This is a genomic window from Yersinia sp. 1252 StPb PI, assembly GCF_048593885.1.
Taxonomy (GTDB): Bacteria; Pseudomonadota; Gammaproteobacteria; order Enterobacterales; family Enterobacteriaceae; genus Yersinia; species Yersinia enterocolitica_E.
This window is the reverse complement of the sequence record NZ_JAZGQE010000003.1, coordinates 1-16592: the sequence shown is the minus strand read 5'-3', so window position 1 is coordinate 16592 and position 16592 is coordinate 1. Positions and strand designations below refer to the sequence as shown.

Here is a 16592-nt window from a genome sequence, read left to right as displayed (position 1 = left end):
ATGCGGCGGCTATTTACTGGACTTTATCTTTGCCGTCACTCGGTGTGTCCTGAATAAAGACATTTACGTTATGCTGTTGAATTGCGTGCAGGTTGGCCAGATCGTTATCATCGACATACACTTTTTTGGTTAGCGGACGTTTGCCTTCCGAAAAATGCATATTCCCGACGTTCACATCGCGGATAGGTACCCCGCCCTCAACCAAACGGCGAGCTTCATCCGGTGTGCGACAGACGATAAAAATTTTCTGTTCAGCAGAGGCTTTGCCAATAACATCAATGGTTTTCTGAATGGAGAAGAAACGGATCCCTAACCCCATAGACTCGGCGGTCATCGACATAATTTGCTGTTGGAGTTTGTCCTGCGCGACACCGTCGTCGGCAACTAATAACAGGTTTGCCCCAAGAGATGAGGACCACGCCACGCCGACCTGACCGTGAACCAACCGGTTATCGATGCGTAACAGCAGAATGTTGGGTGATGCCATGGGTATTCTCCTACTTCTATTGCAAGCGAAACGACATTGACTGCAAGCAAAAACGACATTGTCGCTGTGTGTTGATTTGCACGCCGTCATCCCGACCACTGTTATCGGGGGAGCAAATAAAAGTGCAGGGAAGTCCAGCGCATAGCCAGTATATGAAGGGAAGAGAAGCGGTAGGCTACATGATGATATCGTTTTGTTACCCCGTTGATAGAAAGGGCGGCAGATGTTGCAAGCTTGAAAGATAATGCTGTAAAGCTGAAAGATTGAGTTTATCTGTGGGTTGTGACAGTAACCCCGCAGATGAGGTACTATCGCGGGCAGAAATCGACAATGAACTTGCGGTGCCGATCCGCTGAAGCCAGTGATCGCCATCCCAGAGTCTGAGGATAATTGAGTAATGAGTGATTTGACTCATGACGGTGCAGAACGCTTACCGCTGCACACCTTTACTGAAAACGCCTATCTGAACTATTCCATGTACGTCATCATGGATCGGGCGTTGCCGTTTATCGGCGATGGTTTGAAACCGGTACAACGGCGTATTGTCTATGCGATGTCCGAATTGGGGCTAAACAATAGCGCCAAATTCAAGAAATCAGCTCGTACCGTGGGTGACGTGCTGGGTAAATACCATCCACATGGTGACAGTGCTTGCTATGAAGCGATGGTATTGATGGCGCAGCCTTTCTCCTATCGCTATCCGCTGGTGGATGGGCAAGGGAACTGGGGGGCACCGGATGACCCTAAATCCTTTGCCGCCATGCGTTATACCGAATCTCGTTTATCCAAATACGCTGAAGTTTTACTGGGCGAATTGGGGCAGGGGACGGTTGACTGGGTGCCAAACTTCGACGGCACCATGCAGGAGCCGAAAATGCTACCTGCGCGCCTGCCTAATATTCTGCTAAATGGTACTACGGGCATCGCCGTCGGTATGGCAACCGATATTCCGCCACATAACGTGCGTGAGATTGCACAGGCGGTGCTGGCACTGATTGATAAACCCACTGCTTCACTGGAAGAGTTGCTGGAATTTGTACAAGGGCCAGATTTCCCAACAGAAGCCGAAATTATCACGCCGCGTGATGAAATTCGTAAAATTTACCAGAATGGCCGTGGCTCAGTCCGTATGCGGGCGTTGTGGAAGAAAGAAGACGGCAGTGCGGTAATTACAGCGTTACCGCATCAGGTTTCTGGTGCCAAAGTGCTGGAACAGATCGCCAGCCAGATGCGTGCCAAGAAATTGCCAATGGTTGAGGATTTACGCGATGAATCTGACCATGAAAACCCTACTCGTCTGGTAATAGTTCCACGTACCAACCGGGTCGATCTGGATCAAGTGATGAACCACCTGTTCGCCACGACTGATCTGGAAAGAAGTTATCGTATCAATATGAATATGATCGGTCTGGATCATCGCCCATCAGTGAAAGGGCTATTAGAGATCCTAACTGAGTGGCTGGTATTCCGCCGCCAAACGGTACGTAACCGTCTGAATTACCGCTTGGAAAAGGTACTGAAACGGCTGCATATTTTAGAAGGTTTATTGATTGCCTTCCTTAATATTGATGAAGTTATTCATATCATCCGCACCGAAGATGAGCCAAAGCCACTGCTGATGCAGCATTTTGCCATTTCGGAAACGCAGGCTGAAGCTATCCTCGAATTGAAACTTCGCCATTTAGCCAAATTGGAAGAGGTGAAGATTCGTGGCGAGCAAGATGAATTAGCCAAAGAGCGTGATCAACTACAGGCATTATTGGCATCAGAACGTAAACTCAACACGCTGATTAAGAAAGAGATTCAAGCTGATGCGGCCGCTTACGGTGATGATCGCCGTTCACCATTGACCGAACGTGGTGAAGCTAAAGCGATGAGCGAACATGACATTGTCCCTTCAGAGCCGGTTACCATTGTACTGTCTGAAATGGGTTGGGTGCGCAGTGCCAAAGGCCATGATATTGATCCGAGTGGATTGAGTTATAAAGCGGGTGATAGTTTCCGTGCTGCGGCTCGCGGTATGAGTAACCAACCGGTGGTGTTTATTGACTCAACGGGCCGTAGTTATGCATTGGATCCGCTGACCTTGCCTTCTGCGCGTGGGCAAGGGGAGCCACTGACCGGTAAGCTGACTCCGCCGCCGGGAGCAACCATTGAACAGGTATTGATGGCACCGGATGACCAGAAATTATTGATGGCATCGGATGCCGGTTATGGCTTCGTCTGTACCTTTAATGATTTGGTTGCTAAAAACCGTGCAGGTAAGACCATGATAACCTTGCCGGAAAATGCCAAAGCGTTGACGCCGTTAGAAATTCATGGGCCGGATGACATGTTGTTATCTATTACTGCCGCCGGTCGTATGTTGATGTTCCCGGTCGCGGATCTGCCTGAGTTATCAAAAGGTAAGGGTAATAAGATAGTCTCCATCCCATCGGCACAAGCGGCTGCGGGTGAAGATCGTCTGGCATGGTTGTTTGTCCTGCCACCTCAGACCTCCATCACTCTTCATTTTGGTAAACGTAAGCTCACCTTGCGCCCAGAAGACTTACAGAAATTCCGGGCAGAGCGGGGTCGGAAAGGTTCGCCGTTACCACGTGGCTTGCAGCGTATTGATCGGGTTGATGTTGATGCGCCGCCAGTACCAACCAATACCGAAGAGTAATCGTCGCTAGAAATGAATGACCACCCGGCTTGAGTTGTCGTGGTGGTCATTATTATATTGTTAGTCAGGCATCACCCAGTGAATGTAACCGATGGCAGGCGCAATTTGCGTGCGTTGTCGCGTTACATAATTATGGCGATGAATCTGCGCGGTATTTTGTGGGTAAGCCGTTATACTAGCGTCGATCGCATGTCTAAGAGTGAGTGTTTAAGAGGTTGTTATGCTATTAATTTTGCGCACGGTGCTGGCAGTTTTATATTGTATTCTGGTGTGTGTGTTTGGTTCGATTTATTGCCTGTTTAGGCCACGAAACCCACGTAATCTTGCGACGTTCGCGCATCTGTTCGGTCGGATGTCGGTATTATTCGGGATTACAGTTGAACAACGTATCCCCAAGGAAGCGGCGGACTACGGTACCTGTATTTATATCGCCAACCATCAGAATAATTACGATATGGTCACCATGTCGAATGTGGTTCAGTCCGGTACGGTCACGGTGGGTAAAAAGAGCCTGCTGTGGGTGCCTCTGTTTGGTCCGCTATATTGGCTGACCGGTAACCTGCTCATTGATCGTGATAACCGCGCCAAGGCGCATGGCACTATTGCTCAGGTGGTTGAGCAGGTCAAAAAAAGAAATGTTTCTATCTGGATGTTCCCGGAAGGTACACGTAGCCGTGGCCGTGGGTTATTGCCATTTAAGACCGGTGCTTTCCATGCCGCTATAGCTGCTGGTGTGCCTATTGTGCCTATTTGCGTGTCCAGCACCAATAATATCAATTTAAACCGCTGGTCAAATGGCAAAGTCATTGTAGAGATAATGCCGCCCGTTGATACCAGTGGTTATGGCAAAGAGCGCGTGCGTGAATTATCGGAACATTGTCGTAACCTGATGCTGGCTAAAATTGAGCAGCTCGATGCCGAAATTGCCCAACAGGCAGAGCAGCAAGCGGCGGGAAAATAATACTATTGGCTTTTATTGATAGGTTATTGCGTGGCTTGTTTTGATTAAAGTAAATTTTGGCTTTCCATTTAAACGACTCTGGTCGTGAGCGTTTTGCCGTCCTTCAGCGTTATTCGCAGTCAGGCAAAATTTTGCAGTAGGTTTGATTGTGGTTTTCACGGAGAAGATATGTCACTCAGTCGTCGCCAGTTCATTCAGGCTACGAGCTTAGCGCTAGGCGCAGGTTCGCTGCCATTGAGGGCACAGGCTAATAGTACCCAGCAACCCCCGTTACCGGTTCCACCCTTATTGGAGTCTCGTCGTGGGCAACCGCTGTTTTTGACGCTACAGCGTGCACATTGGGCATTCAGCGGCGGTCAGAAAGCCGCAGTCTGGGGGATTAACGGCATGTATCTGGGGCCGACAGTCAGGGTTTTCAGCGGCGATGATGTGAAGCTGATTTATAGCAACCGTCTGGCTGAACCGGTATCCATGACAATCAGTGGGTTGCAGGTTCCTGGTACTCTAATGGGTGGCGCGGCACGTATGATCTCCCCTGGTGTTGACTGGTCGCCGGTATTGCCGGTACGGCAAGCGGCCGCAACCTGTTGGTACCACGCCAATACCCCTAACCGTATGGCACCTCATGTGTATAACGGACTGGCAGGTATGTGGCTGGTGGAAGATGAAATTAGTAAAGCGATGCCATTGCCGAGTCATTATGGTGTCGATGATTTCCCGATTATTATTCAGGACAAGCGGCTTGATAATTTTGGCGTGCCAGAATATGACCCGCCAGCCAAAGGTGGCTTTGTTGGCGATACATTGCTGGTCAATGGGGTGCAAAGCCCGTTTGTCGAAGTCTCCCGTGGTTGGGTTCGATTACGTCTATTAAATGCCTCTAACGCTCGTCGCTACATCTTGCAACTCAGTGATGGCCGCCCTTTGCATGTTGTTGCCAGTGATCAGGGCTTCTTGCCTGCGCCCGTGGCCGTACAGCAGCTTTCGCTGGCTCCCGGTGAGCGGCGCGAAGTGGTGATTGATATGTCACAAGGCAATGAAGTCTCTATCACGGCGGGTGAATCTGCCGGTATCATGGATAGGCTCCGTGGGCTGTTCGAACCCTCAAGTATTTTGATTTCTACGCTAGTGCTAACATTAAAACCAACCGGTTTATTGCCGCTGGTGACCGATAATCTGCCGATGCGTTTATTAGCCGACCAGATTCTGGATGGCAACGTGATTCGTTCCCGTGAGTTCCGTTTGGGTGATGATTTACCGGGCATTAACGGCGCTATTTGGGATATGAGCCGTGTGGATGCTCAGGCCCAGCAAGGGACTTGGGAGCGCTGGACTCTGCATGCCGATATGCCACAGGCATTCCATATTCAAGGGGTCTCCTTCCTGGTGAAGAATGTCAACGGCGCGCCGGCGATGGCCGAGGATCGCGGCTGGAAGGATACTGTTTGGGTTGATGGTGATGTAGAGCTACTGGTGTATTTCAATCAGGTTTCCTCTGAGCACTTCCCGTTCTTGTACTACAGCCAGACACTTGAGATGGCGGATCGTGGTTCTGCGGGGCAGTTAGTGACACAGGCTGCACCAACACTTGGCTAAGGCGTTAGGTTAAGGGTTACCGGGTTCGGTTGATATAAGATTAGTGCTTACTTGGCCTCAGATGAGCAAAGAGCGAATATCAACCGCAACCTAATCCACTCTACATTCACTCACTTGATGGTGTGAGCCTGGTAATCAAAAGATATATCCTTCCTCTTTACGTGGAGAAATGCGTATAATCGCCGCCCGGTGATGATTTCTTAACCCGAACCACCTCAACTTTCCCCAATTCAAAGAGTGTTGCCATGAGTACCAGCTTGATCCAACCAGAACGTGACCTGTTTTCCTATCAGCCTTATTGGGCTGAATGTTATGGCACCGCGCCATTCTTACCCATGTCACGGGAGGAAATGGATATATTGGGCTGGGACAGTTGCGACATTATTGTTGTCACCGGCGATGCCTATGTGGATCACCCCAGCTTTGGCATGGCGATCATTGGTCGTATGCTGGAGGCGCAAGGCTTCCGGGTTGGAATTATTGCTCAGCCGGACTGGACCAATAAAAACGATTTCATGCGGTTGGGTGAACCCAATCTGTTCTTCGGCGTTACGGCTGGCAACATGGACTCGATGATCAACCGTTATACAGCCGATCGTAAGTTGCGCCACGATGATGCCTATACGCCGGATAATCAAAGCGGTAAGCGACCTGATCGGGCCACTTTAGTCTATAGCCAGCGCTGTAAAGAAGCGTATAGCCATGTGCCAGTATTGCTCGGCGGTATTGAGGCCAGCTTGCGCCGCATTGCTCATTATGACTATTGGTCTGATACTGTGCGCCGTTCGGTTATCGTGGATGCCAAAGCAGACATGTTGGTCTACGGCAATGGCGAACGGCCTTTGGTTGAAGTGGCCCATCGCCTGGCGGCGGGTGAGAAAATTGCCGATATTCAGGATGTTCGCAACACGGTTGTGATGCGCAAAACTGCATTACCGGGCTGGAGTGGGGTTGATTCTACTCGCCTGGACAAACCAGGGCGTATTGAAGCCATTCCCAATCCGTACGGTGAAGATCTGCCGTGCGCCACTGATAGCATTCCTGAATCTGAAGCTAAACCGGTTACTGTTCGTGCCGCCAAACCCAAACCATGGGAAAAGACCTACGTCTTGCTGCCTTCTTATGAAAAAGTGAAAGCAGACAAAGTGTTATATGCCCACACCTCGCGGATTTTGCATCATGAAACCAACCCCGGTTGTGCACGGGCCTTGATGCAAAAACATGGTGATCGCTATATTTGGATTAATCCACCGGCTATTCCACTGAGTACGGAAGAGATGGACAGCGTGTTTGCGCTCCCCTACCAGCGTGTGCCGCACCCAGCCTATGGCAAATCGCCGATCCCCGCCTATGACATGATTCGCTTCTCGATCAACATTATGCGTGGTTGCTATGGCGGCTGTTCATTCTGCTCTATCACTGAGCATGAAGGGCGTATTATTCAAAGCCGCTCTGAAGATTCTATTATTCGTGAAATCGAAGAGATTCGCGACAAAGTCCCTGGTTTTACCGGTATTATCTCTGATCTTGGTGGCCCAACGGCTAACATGTATATGCTGCGCTGCCAGTCACCAAGGGCAGAACAGACCTGTCGCCGTGCATCCTGTGTTTATCCTGAGATTTGCCCACATATGGATACTAACCATCAGCCGACTATCTCTTTGTACCGCCGGGCACGTGATCTTAAAGGGATTAAAAAGATCCTGATCGCCTCGGGGGTCCGCTATGACTTGGCAGTAGAAGATCCGCGCTATATCAAAGAATTAGCCAGCCATCATGTGGGTGGATATTTGAAAATTGCACCGGAACACACCGAGGAAGGGCCACTTTCCAAAATGATGAAACCGGGAATGGGCAGCTATCAGCGCTTTAAAGAGTTGTTTGATACCTATTCCAAGCAGGCAGGTAAAGAGCAGTATTTGATCCCTTATTTCATCTCTGCCCATCCGGGCACTGAGGATAAAGATATGGTCAATTTGGCGCTATGGCTGAAGAAAAACCGTTTCCGTCTGGATCAGGTACAGAACTTCTACCCGTCGCCACTGGCTAACTCTACGACCATGTATTACACCGGTAAGAACCCGCTGGCGAAAGTTGATTATAAAAGTGAAGACGTCGTTGTACCGAAAGGGGATCGCCAGCGGCGGTTACATAAGGCCTTGCTGCGTTATCATGATCCGGCTAACTGGCCAATGATCCGTACTGCATTAGAGGAGATGGGGTTGCAACATTTGATTGGCAGCCGCCGGGAATGCCTGGTTCCGGCAGCGACAATCGAGGAGCAACGTGAAGCTCGTCGGGCGCTGCGCCACCATACTCCGGCCCTGACGAAGCACACTGCTATCACCCGCCAGCGTCAACCAGGTAGCCGAAGCACAACGTCTGCTATCAGCAAAAAACCGCAGGTTGCCAGTAGTACGCCAGTGGCAAAACCGTCAGTAAGCAAAACCGGGGCGAGAAAATCCCCGGTAAATCAGACGGCTACTGGCGCAAAGGGCAAAGCTAAGCATCATTAAACTGAATGCATCGTCTTGAACTCAGTTGTCAGACCCGAAAACATCCGGGTCTGGCCCGAGGCGTTTATTGCTGTCTAACTTCGAAATTGCCGTCAGTTCATCTTTATGCAATTTAAAATCAAACACTTCAAAGTTTTCCTTGATACGCGCCGGTGTTACCGATTTCGGGATAACGATCAACCCACAATCGAGATGCCAGCGGATCACCACCTGTGCAGGTGTTTTATTGTATTTTTGCGCTAACTGGCGAATAACGCTTTGATCGAAAACGCCCTCACCACCTTGGGCCAGCGGGCTCCAGGATTCGGTTGCAATATGATGGGTGGCATTCCACGAATGGAGCTGGCGCTGCTGTAGCAGTGGATGTAGCTCAATCTGATTGACGGTTGGCGCCACACCCGTTTCATCAATCAGCCGTTGCAGATGAGGAATCTGGAAGTTACAGACACCAATGCTGCGGATTAAACCTTGTTCTTTCAATGTGATCAGTTCACGCCAGGCACTAACGTAGTGATCCTGTGTTGGGTTGGGCCAATGGATCAGATAGAGATCGACATAATCGAGCTGAAGTTTGCTCAGGCTCTCTTCCAGTGCTTTTTTCGGATCCTGCTGACTGTCATTCCACAGTTTAGTGGTAATAAATAGCTCATCACGAGCCACACCCGCCGCCTTCAGTGCCGAGCCGACACCCTGTTCATTTTTATAAATCGCCGCAGTATCGACAGAGCGATAGCCCACCTCGAGTGCTTTGCTGACAGCAAGCTGTGTTTCTTCAATCGTTGCTTGCCAAACGCCAAGGCCAAGTTGTGGCATCAGGTTGCCATCGTGCAATTTGATAATGGGTTGTGTTGCCATGTCTATCTCCTTCGCTGACTGATTGGGCTGTGTTTGCCCTGTTTACCCGTAATGTAAGTTTAGTCGTGATCATTCTATTTATGATCTTGCTAGCGATTAATCATGTGTGAGAAGTATCAAAATGTGCACAGATCTATCGGCGATCTGCCACTGAGAGATGAACAGCAAAATGCGTGGTAATAAGCTAAAGCCTAGCAGTTAATAACGATAGCACCCTTTTAACGGTAAGTGAAAAGAGTAAGTAGATGTTGAACAGAAGGCATCCTGTTCAACGATGCCTTCTGTGTTGAAAACTGTAAACTGGGCTGATGCTATTATTAGACCGCAGCTTCGTAGATACGTTTACTATCAGCTAAAGTGATATCACTGTGTTCGCCAAGCTGAGTCATACCGTGCTCTTCCAGTTTTTTAATCAAATCAGGAATAGAACTGCCATCCAGTTTGTAGGCCGACAGACGAGTAGCAACGCCCATGCTTTCAAAGAAATGACGGGTAGCTTCAATTGCGGCATCGATGCGGTGCTCTTCGCTACCGTCACGCAGGCCCCAGACACGCTCCGCGTATTGCAGCAGTTTGGCGCGCTTTTGTTGCTTCTTCGCCACTAACAGAGCGGGCAGTACTACCGCCAGCGTCTGAGCATGGTCCAGACCATGGCGGGCGGTCAGTTCGTGGCCTAACATGTGTGTCGCCCAGTCTTGTGGCACACCGGCCCCAATCAGGCCGTTTAATGCCATAGTGGCACTCCACATAATATTGGCGCGCACATTGTAGTTTTCTGGCTCCGCCAATGCTTTCGGACCTTCCTCAATCAAGGTTAACAACAGCCCTTCAGCAAAGCGATCCTGCACTTTTGCATCAACCGGGTAAGTCAGATATTGCTCAATGGTATGTACAAAAGCATCGACAACACCGTTCGCGACTTGGCGCGGTGGCAAAGTATAAGTGACAACCGGGTCCAGCACGGCAAACAGTGGCTGGACAAAGGGTGAGAAGAAGTGCTGCTTATCACCGGTTTCACGGCGGCTGATAACTGCGCCATTGTTAGCTTCAGAACCGGTAGCAGGCAGGGTCAGCACTGAACCCATTGGCAGTGCTTCTTTAATATCGCTGCCAGTGGTTTGCAGAATATGCCATGGTTCTTGTGGGTAATTGACGCCAGCGGCGATGAATTTGGTGCCATCTAATACTGATCCCCCTCCCACCGCTAGCAGGAAGTCGATTTTCTCTGCCCGGCAAAGCGCAACAGCTTTCATCAGGGTTTCATAGGTTGGATTCGGCTCAATACCGCCAAACTCCAGGAAATCAAAGCCTTTCAGTGCCTGATGGACTTGATCCAGCACACCATTTTGTTTGATGCTGCCGCCGCCATAGGTAATCAAGATGCGGGCATCAGCAGGAATTTCTTTACTCAATTGTGCTATCTGGCCAGTACCGAACAGCACTTTAGTGGGGGTATGGAGGGTAAAGTTTTGCATTATTTGTCTTCCAGCTTATGGGTGATGAACAATTATGGTAATCAAAACGCGACGTATTAGCCGGTGATGCAATGATTGTTTATTGCCGTACCATTGGCAGCCATTGTCGGCAACTTGGCGCGATACCTCAATGCACATTTCTGCCTTGCTCTTGCCTATTTCTCCAAAGCACTGTAGAAAATGCGGTAAATATTGCACAATTTATATCTGATCGTTTTAGTTGCTAGATTGTCTCAGATAACGCCAGTAAGTGAGAGTATATGGTTGAGGTTAATGATATTCAGGCACAGATGGCCGAAAAAATTACGCGTTTGGCGAAGGGGAATGGCTTAACGCCCTCTGCTGTGCCACGGGTGAAAATTTTGTACTCCACAGTGCACCAGCCGCGCACTCCGGTAATGTACACCCCCAGTGTAGTCATCATATTCCAGGGGCACAAAGTGGGTTATCTGGGCAGTAAAGTGTTTCAGTATGATCCGAAAAATTACCTTATTCTGACGGTTCCACTGCCGTTTGAATGTGAAACTTTTGCCAGCCCTGAAATACCTCTGGCCGGAATATCGATTCATATAGACAGCCAGATGCTACAGGATTTGCTGATAGATATCGGTGATGATGAGCTGGATAAACCGTTCGGTAATACCTCTGGCGTCAATTCATCGGCGCTGACCGAAGAAATGCTGTGTGCCACCGAGCGCTTATTGGATGTGATGTCCAATCCCCGTGATGCCAGAGTACTCGGCCCACAAATTGTGCGGGAAATTCTCTACTATGTGCTGTGTAGTCAGTGCGGAGGAGCCTTGCAGGCGCTGGTTAACCGCCATGGGCACTTTAATCAAATTACCAAAACCTTGCGGCGTATTGAAAATCAATTTGCAGATAATCTTAATGTTGAGCAATTAGCGGCAGATGTGAACATGAGTGTTTCGGCGTTTCATCATAACTTCAAAGCCGTCACTAACACCTCGCCACTGCAATATCTCAAATCTTACCGGTTGCATCGCGCACGAATGATGATGTTGCACGATGGGCTAAAAGCCAGTACCGCAGCCAACAAAGTAGGGTATGAGAGTGCTTCACAGTTCAGTCGTGAGTTTAAACGCTATTTTGGTCTCACACCCAGTGAAGAGGTCGCTAAACTGCGGACTAACTGATTTTACGGCCCAGCGAATAATGGCAATAAAAAACGGCGCGGTGAGCGCCGTTTAACTGCTTAAGTCACGAGGCAAACACAGGGTTACTCAGTGACACTTTTACGTTTACACCACACCAACACCAGGGTGCCGACCAAACCAATCAGTAACAACACTATTGGTAAAATCATCAGTGCTGTCATTACCTGGTTTTCATAGTGCTTAACGAATGGGATATGACTTAGCGCGAAACCTAACCCAACGACACTCCCCACCCATAGCAGCCCGCTTAACCAATTAAAGAACTGAAAACGTGCACTGTTCAGGCCAGAAATACCCGCCAGCGTTGGCAGTAAAGTCCGTACAAAAGCGAGAAAACGGCCAATTATCAGGGCCGCCAAACCATGGCGTACAAACAGAGTATGGGCGCGTTGCCGATAATGAACCGGTAGCTGTAACAGCCACCTTTTAACTATTTTAGTATCGCCTAACCACAGCCCTTGCAGGTAACTGAGCCAACAACCCAAACTGGCCGCAGTGGTTAAAATTATCATGGTCGGTAAGAACCCCATGACTCCCTTGGCAATTAATGCACCCGCCAATAGCAACAAACTATCACCGGGGAGGAAAGAAGCCGGTAGCAAACCGTTTTCTAAAAATAGGGTGGTAAAGAGAATGCCGTAAATGACCCAAATCACATTCGGATCGGCAAGTTTACTAAAATCCTGCTGCCATAAGGCATGAAGGATTTCGCGTAATACATCCATTTCTGTTCCTGTTTGCCTAGCGTGTGAGGATATTGTTGTAAGGACTGGTCTAGTGTATCCGTAATGGTGCGGATCCACATTGATCTTATCCTCAATAATCGAATTTTTGAGGGATATATACGTGTCGTTGAGACTATTTGTGTAAGAGAGGATTAATGCGCGGATATTGTTACCGCGCATTAACAAATCAATCGTTCAGAAACCCTTACTGCACTGTTTTGATGCGCTCAAATCCTGCGGCCAAATCGTCCTGCAAATCTTGCACATTCTCCAGACCAATATGTAGACGGAACAGTGTGCCTTTTATCCCGTCCCCTTCATACTGACGAATGGCACGGATATTCTCCGGTTGATAACCCAGAATCAAGGATTCAAAACCGCCCCATGAAAAGGCCATACTGAAGTGGGTGAAATGGTCGAGATAAGCCTCTAACTGTTGCTGACTTAACTCTTCTTTTAATTCAAAAGAGAACAAGCCATTACAGCCATTGAAGTCTCGTTTATAGAATTCATGGCCTTTGCAGCTTGGCAGGGCAGGGTGATAGACAGTGGCAACTTCCGGGCGCTGAGCCAGCCAGTTAGCAATTTCAATACTGCTTTTCTCGTGCTGTTTTAAACGCACACCCAGTGTGCGCAATCCACGGCTAGCAAGATAAGCTGTGTCAGCATCAACCATTTGCCCCATCAGATAAGAGTCTTCACGCAGTTGCTCCCAACAACGCGCGTTGGCAACGGCAATCCCCAGCATCGCATCAGAATGACCAATGATGTATTTAGTTCCTGATTGGATAGAGATATCAATACCAAAATCCAGTGCTTTAAACAGCACACCCGCAGCCCAGGTGTTGTCCATCATAATAATGATGTCTGGTGCAACGGCCCGGATAGCTTGCACCATTGCCGGAATATCTTGTACTTCCATGGTGATGGAACCGGGTGACTCAAGGAATACCACTTTGGTTTTTGGGGTAATTAATGAGTCGATCCCAGCACCTATCATCGGATCAAAATAGGTCGTGGTGATATTCATGCGTGATAAAATTTTATCGCAAAAACTTTGGGCCGGCTCATAAGCAGAACCGGTCATTAGCACATGGTCACCCGTTGCGACAAATGACAAAATTGCGTTGCTGATAGCCGCGGCACCGCAAGGATAAAGGACGCAACCTGCGCCACCTTCCAGCTCTGTCATCGCCTCTTGCAGCGAGAAGTGAGTCAGGGTGCCTCGGCGGCCATAGAATAATTCGCCTTTTCCCCGATTGATAGTGGCATGCTTCTTCGCTTTTACCGAGTCGAAAACCAGCGATGAAGCCCGCTGGATCACCGTATTCACTGAGCCTTGAGTAAATCGTTTACTTCTGCCCGCACTGACTAAGGCTGTTTCCAGTTTTTCTGTCGTTTCTTTGTTTGCAGACATGATCGTGTCGTCACCTTTACATAGGATATGCTGTAGTTCCAGAGCCAGCATTCATTTTAGAGATATATTCCTTACGTTAGCATGATGATTGTTATGTGGGGGCAGCTTTCACCATGAAAAAAACTAAAGAGAGTGACGCGCTGTTTTCTGACAGTTTGTAATGGAGAAATTCTGTGTAAGTGGCAAAACAAGGGATTTATTAAGGAGTCTTGGTGAGAGTTCTTTAGTTCAATCAATCACTTCTTATCTTTATATCTAATGTTATCGGCATGGAATAATTAAGGTCGCTATCATTTCTATTAATTTACATAATTGTTTCAATCAGAATAATTCTCTTTCATTCTTAAAAAATCGTCTCAAATACTAATGATAATTACTATCAATCCCCGATTTGTTTGATATGATCGGCACCTGATTTCGTCCTTAAATTGATCTGCATATTGGGTGGAGGCACAGCGTGAAAATAGCTGGCAAAGAGATTAAAGATAAATCATTCGTGCAAGGCCGGATGATAGCAGGCGTAATGGCATTATTGCTGGTGGCCGGTTTGGCAGGCCATGTACAGGCCGCGCCAGGCAACAGCAGTGCAGTCGCTGCATCTGTTGCCACACCAACGGCAACATCAACACCGTTACCTGCGCCGGAAATCACCCCAGTCGCGGCAACTCCTGCTAATGCAGACGATGTTGCCCCTGCCACATCAGCGCCAGCGGTTCAGCCACTAACAGCTCCAGCACCACAAGGGTTGGCAATGGATCTCTCTGTTTGGGGCATGTATCAACATGCCGACGTGGTGGTTAAAGGGGTGATGATTGGTCTGGTGTTAGCCTCAATCGTAACCTGGACTATTTTGTTCTCCAAAGGTACTGAGTTATTCCGTGCTCGCCGCCGTTTGCAGCAAGAACATGAAGTTATCGGGGCTGTGACTGATATGGATACCGCGTCTGAGCGGGCGGAGGCTTTTAGCACCGATAGCATTAGTGCCTTACTGCTACGAGAAGCGCAAAACGAGCGCCTATTGTCGACAGAATCCAATGATAACAATGGCATTAAAGAGCGTACGGCTTTCCGGCTGGAACGCCGTGTAGCAGCCATTGGTCGCCAAATGGGTAAAGGCAATGGGTTCCTGGCTACTATCGGTGCAATCTCACCGTTTGTCGGGTTGTTTGGCACCGTATGGGGCATTATGAACAGCTTTATTGGTATTGCTCATTCGCAAACCACCAATCTGGCTGTTGTTGCACCGGGTATCGCCGAAGCCTTGCTGGCAACGGCGTTAGGTCTGGTCGCAGCAATCCCTGCGGTAGTTATCTACAATATATTTGCTCGCTTAATTGGTAGTTACCGTGCACAGGTGGGTGACGTTGCCGCCCAAGTATTGCTGCTATTAAGCCGCGACCTTGATCTGGCGAGCAGCGCTGAGGCAAAGTCATCTAAGCATCCTCACCAATTGCGTGCGGGGTGATTTATGGCTATGCGCATGAATGACAATCTTGATGAAAGCGGTGAATTACACGAAATCAACGTGACACCCTTTATCGATGTAATGTTGGTACTGCTGATAATCTTTATGGTGGCAGCACCATTGGCAACAGTCGATATTAAAGTGGATTTACCGGCGTCTTCAGCGGTACCACAGCCACGGCCGGAAAAACCGGTATTCCTGACAGTTAAAGCCGATAATCAGCTTTATGTCGGTGATCAGCAGGTTGACCGCGATACCCTGGCGGCAGCGCTGGATAAAGTGACGCAATCTAATAAAGAAACCACCATTTTCTTCCAGGCGGATAAAGTGGTGGATTATGAAACCCTGATGAGCGTGATGGATGCACTGCGTAAATCAGGTTATCTCAAGGTTGGCTTAGTCGGTATGGAAGCGGGCGGCGCGAAATAATCAAAACAGGTGCGGTGAATGTCACCGCACCTGATCATCAGTTTTTAGGTATATTACGGCCAACTTCAGGCGTTTTTGTTGAGCTCAATGCCTGACGGAGGCTGGCTTCTAACTCATGAGCATTGTATGCCTCATAATAATTGCCTTCACCGACACACTTGTTCCAATCAATGTTATATGACTTATTTGTTGTTTTATGTTCTTCTGAGTATCCAATAGCAATAAATGCCATTCTGATATTATTTTCTTTTATTTTATCGCACATTTCTTTTTCCATAAGCGTTGATGTAATTGTAATGCCATTACCACTGTCACTGCCGTCAGACAGAATGATCATTAACTTGTTACTATTTGTAGAATTCGATTCTTTCAGTAATTTATTTCCAGCTAATATCCCAGAGCTTACTAATGTATCGCCCTCAACTTCTTGCTCTATATTTCTCTGAATATTATCATTGGTTAGATCATCAGAACTTAGAGTATAAGCATTTGATGTTTTTAGACAATAGGAATTGGATATAACATCATCTATAGGTATGTTAATAAAATCATGAGGGGCGGTGGTATTAGTAATAGAGTTAATGGTCTTATCGTAGTCAATATTATTTTCTATAGTACACATGGTCTGATCTTTTGTGTCTTTGTCACAGACTTTAACATTTTTAAGATAATCACCCAATGGCATATACGTTTTAGGGACGAAAGGGAAGTGGCAATATATTCTTTTCTGAACGGCATGATCTTCGATAGTTTTAGTTCCCCATGTAAATGGAACAAATCCAATAGTCTTAACACTGTCATTTCTCAATATGGTGTCATTTAAACT

Annotated in this window: 12 protein-coding genes and 1 pseudogene; 7 read left to right on the top strand and 6 right to left on the bottom strand. The window is 48.2% G+C overall.

Annotation, left to right across the window (positions count from 1 at the left end):
- Window positions 1–13: 13 nt before the first annotated feature.
- A complete protein-coding gene (gene agaB, locus V2A85_RS00850; protein WP_004390117.1) occupies window positions 14–487 on the bottom strand; it encodes a PTS galactosamine transporter subunit IIB in 474 nt (157 codons plus the stop codon).
- Window positions 488–884: 397 nt separating this feature from the next.
- Between agaB and parC the strand changes: the two genes are divergently transcribed.
- From parC to V2A85_RS00830, 4 genes are all read left to right on the top strand, one after another.
- Window positions 885–3152 carry a DNA topoisomerase IV subunit A gene (gene parC / locus V2A85_RS00845; protein ID WP_005188260.1) on the top strand — a complete coding sequence of 756 codons (2268 nt, stop codon included), beginning with the start codon at window positions 885–887 and terminating at the stop codon, window positions 3150–3152.
- A 220-nt stretch (window positions 3153–3372) separates the two neighbouring features.
- The gene (locus V2A85_RS00840) at window positions 3373–4113 is read left to right on the top strand and encodes a 1-acylglycerol-3-phosphate O-acyltransferase (protein WP_083162401.1); all 741 of its coding nucleotides are present in this window, start codon (window positions 3373–3375) and stop codon (window positions 4111–4113) included.
- Between the two features lie 168 nt (window positions 4114–4281).
- Entirely contained in the window at window positions 4282–5709 is a 1428-nt protein-coding gene (ftsP, locus tag V2A85_RS00835) for a cell division protein FtsP (RefSeq protein ID WP_372560495.1), read from the top strand.
- A 245-nt stretch (window positions 5710–5954) separates the two neighbouring features.
- Window positions 5955–8225, top strand: coding sequence for a YgiQ family radical SAM protein (locus tag V2A85_RS00830; RefSeq protein ID WP_372560496.1), 2271 nt, complete (start codon window positions 5955–5957; stop codon window positions 8223–8225).
- A gap of 21 nt (window positions 8226–8246) precedes the next feature.
- On the opposite strand, the gene dkgA is transcribed toward V2A85_RS00830, so the two are convergent.
- Together dkgA and yqhD are read right to left on the bottom strand one after the other, a co-directional pair.
- Entirely contained in the window at window positions 8247–9080 is an 834-nt protein-coding gene (gene dkgA / locus V2A85_RS00825) for a 2,5-didehydrogluconate reductase DkgA (protein WP_420070738.1), read from the bottom strand.
- A 317-nt stretch (window positions 9081–9397) separates the two neighbouring features.
- A complete protein-coding gene (gene yqhD / locus V2A85_RS00820; protein WP_372560498.1) occupies window positions 9398–10555 on the bottom strand; it encodes an alcohol dehydrogenase in 1158 nt (385 codons plus the stop codon).
- A gap of 260 nt (window positions 10556–10815) precedes the next feature.
- Here yqhD and V2A85_RS00815 point away from each other — a divergent pair, with 260 nt between their 5' ends.
- The gene (locus V2A85_RS00815; protein ID WP_420070737.1) at window positions 10816–11709 is read left to right on the top strand and encodes an AraC family transcriptional regulator; all 894 of its coding nucleotides are present in this window, start codon (window positions 10816–10818) and stop codon (window positions 11707–11709) included.
- A gap of 83 nt (window positions 11710–11792) precedes the next feature.
- On the opposite strand, the gene V2A85_RS00810 is transcribed toward V2A85_RS00815, so the two are convergent.
- Window positions 11793–12455, bottom strand: a complete 663-nt coding sequence (locus V2A85_RS00810; RefSeq protein ID WP_083162413.1) for a DedA family protein — start codon at window positions 12453–12455, stop codon at window positions 11793–11795.
- Between the two features lie 205 nt (window positions 12456–12660).
- A complete protein-coding gene (metC, locus tag V2A85_RS00805; protein WP_372560500.1) occupies window positions 12661–13872 on the bottom strand; it encodes a cystathionine beta-lyase in 1212 nt (403 codons plus the stop codon).
- 457 nt (window positions 13873–14329) lie between these two features.
- Between metC and exbB the strand changes: the two genes are divergently transcribed.
- Together exbB and exbD are read left to right on the top strand one after the other, a co-directional pair.
- The gene (gene exbB, locus V2A85_RS00800) at window positions 14330–15337 is read left to right on the top strand and encodes a tol-pal system-associated acyl-CoA thioesterase (protein WP_420070736.1); all 1008 of its coding nucleotides are present in this window, start codon (window positions 14330–14332) and stop codon (window positions 15335–15337) included.
- 3 nt (window positions 15338–15340) lie between these two features.
- A complete protein-coding gene (exbD, locus tag V2A85_RS00795) occupies window positions 15341–15766 on the top strand; it encodes a TonB system transport protein ExbD (RefSeq protein ID WP_004390102.1) in 426 nt (141 codons plus the stop codon).
- Window positions 15767–15803: 37 nt separating this feature from the next.
- On the opposite strand, the pseudogene V2A85_RS00790 reads toward exbD, so the two are convergent.
- A pseudogene (locus V2A85_RS00790) lies at window positions 15804–16592 on the bottom strand (TadE/TadG family protein); the annotation flags it as partial.

What these genes read in the sequence shown, in the direction of transcription:
- V2A85_RS00815 (WP_420070737.1), top strand. Translation starts at nt 10,816, where the DNA reads ATGGTTGAGGTTAATGATATTCAGGCACAGATGGCCGAAAAAATTACG.
- metC (WP_372560500.1), bottom strand. Translation starts at nt 13,872, where the DNA reads ATGTCTGCAAACAAAGAAACGACAGAAAAACTGGAAACAGCCTTAGTC.
- dkgA (WP_420070738.1), bottom strand. Translation starts at nt 9,080, where the DNA reads ATGGCAACACAACCCATTATCAAATTGCACGATGGCAACCTGATGCCA.
- agaB (WP_004390117.1), bottom strand. Translation starts at nt 487, where the DNA reads ATGGCATCACCCAACATTCTGCTGTTACGCATCGATAACCGGTTGGTT.
- V2A85_RS00840 (WP_083162401.1), top strand. Translation starts at nt 3,373, where the DNA reads ATGCTATTAATTTTGCGCACGGTGCTGGCAGTTTTATATTGTATTCTG.
- V2A85_RS00830 (WP_372560496.1), top strand. Translation starts at nt 5,955, where the DNA reads ATGAGTACCAGCTTGATCCAACCAGAACGTGACCTGTTTTCCTATCAG.
- parC (WP_005188260.1), top strand. Translation starts at nt 885, where the DNA reads ATGAGTGATTTGACTCATGACGGTGCAGAACGCTTACCGCTGCACACC.
- yqhD (WP_372560498.1), bottom strand. Translation starts at nt 10,555, where the DNA reads ATGCAAAACTTTACCCTCCATACCCCCACTAAAGTGCTGTTCGGTACT.
- exbD (WP_004390102.1), top strand. Translation starts at nt 15,341, where the DNA reads ATGGCTATGCGCATGAATGACAATCTTGATGAAAGCGGTGAATTACAC.
- ftsP (WP_372560495.1), top strand. Translation starts at nt 4,282, where the DNA reads ATGTCACTCAGTCGTCGCCAGTTCATTCAGGCTACGAGCTTAGCGCTA.
- V2A85_RS00810 (WP_083162413.1), bottom strand. Translation starts at nt 12,455, where the DNA reads ATGGATGTATTACGCGAAATCCTTCATGCCTTATGGCAGCAGGATTTT.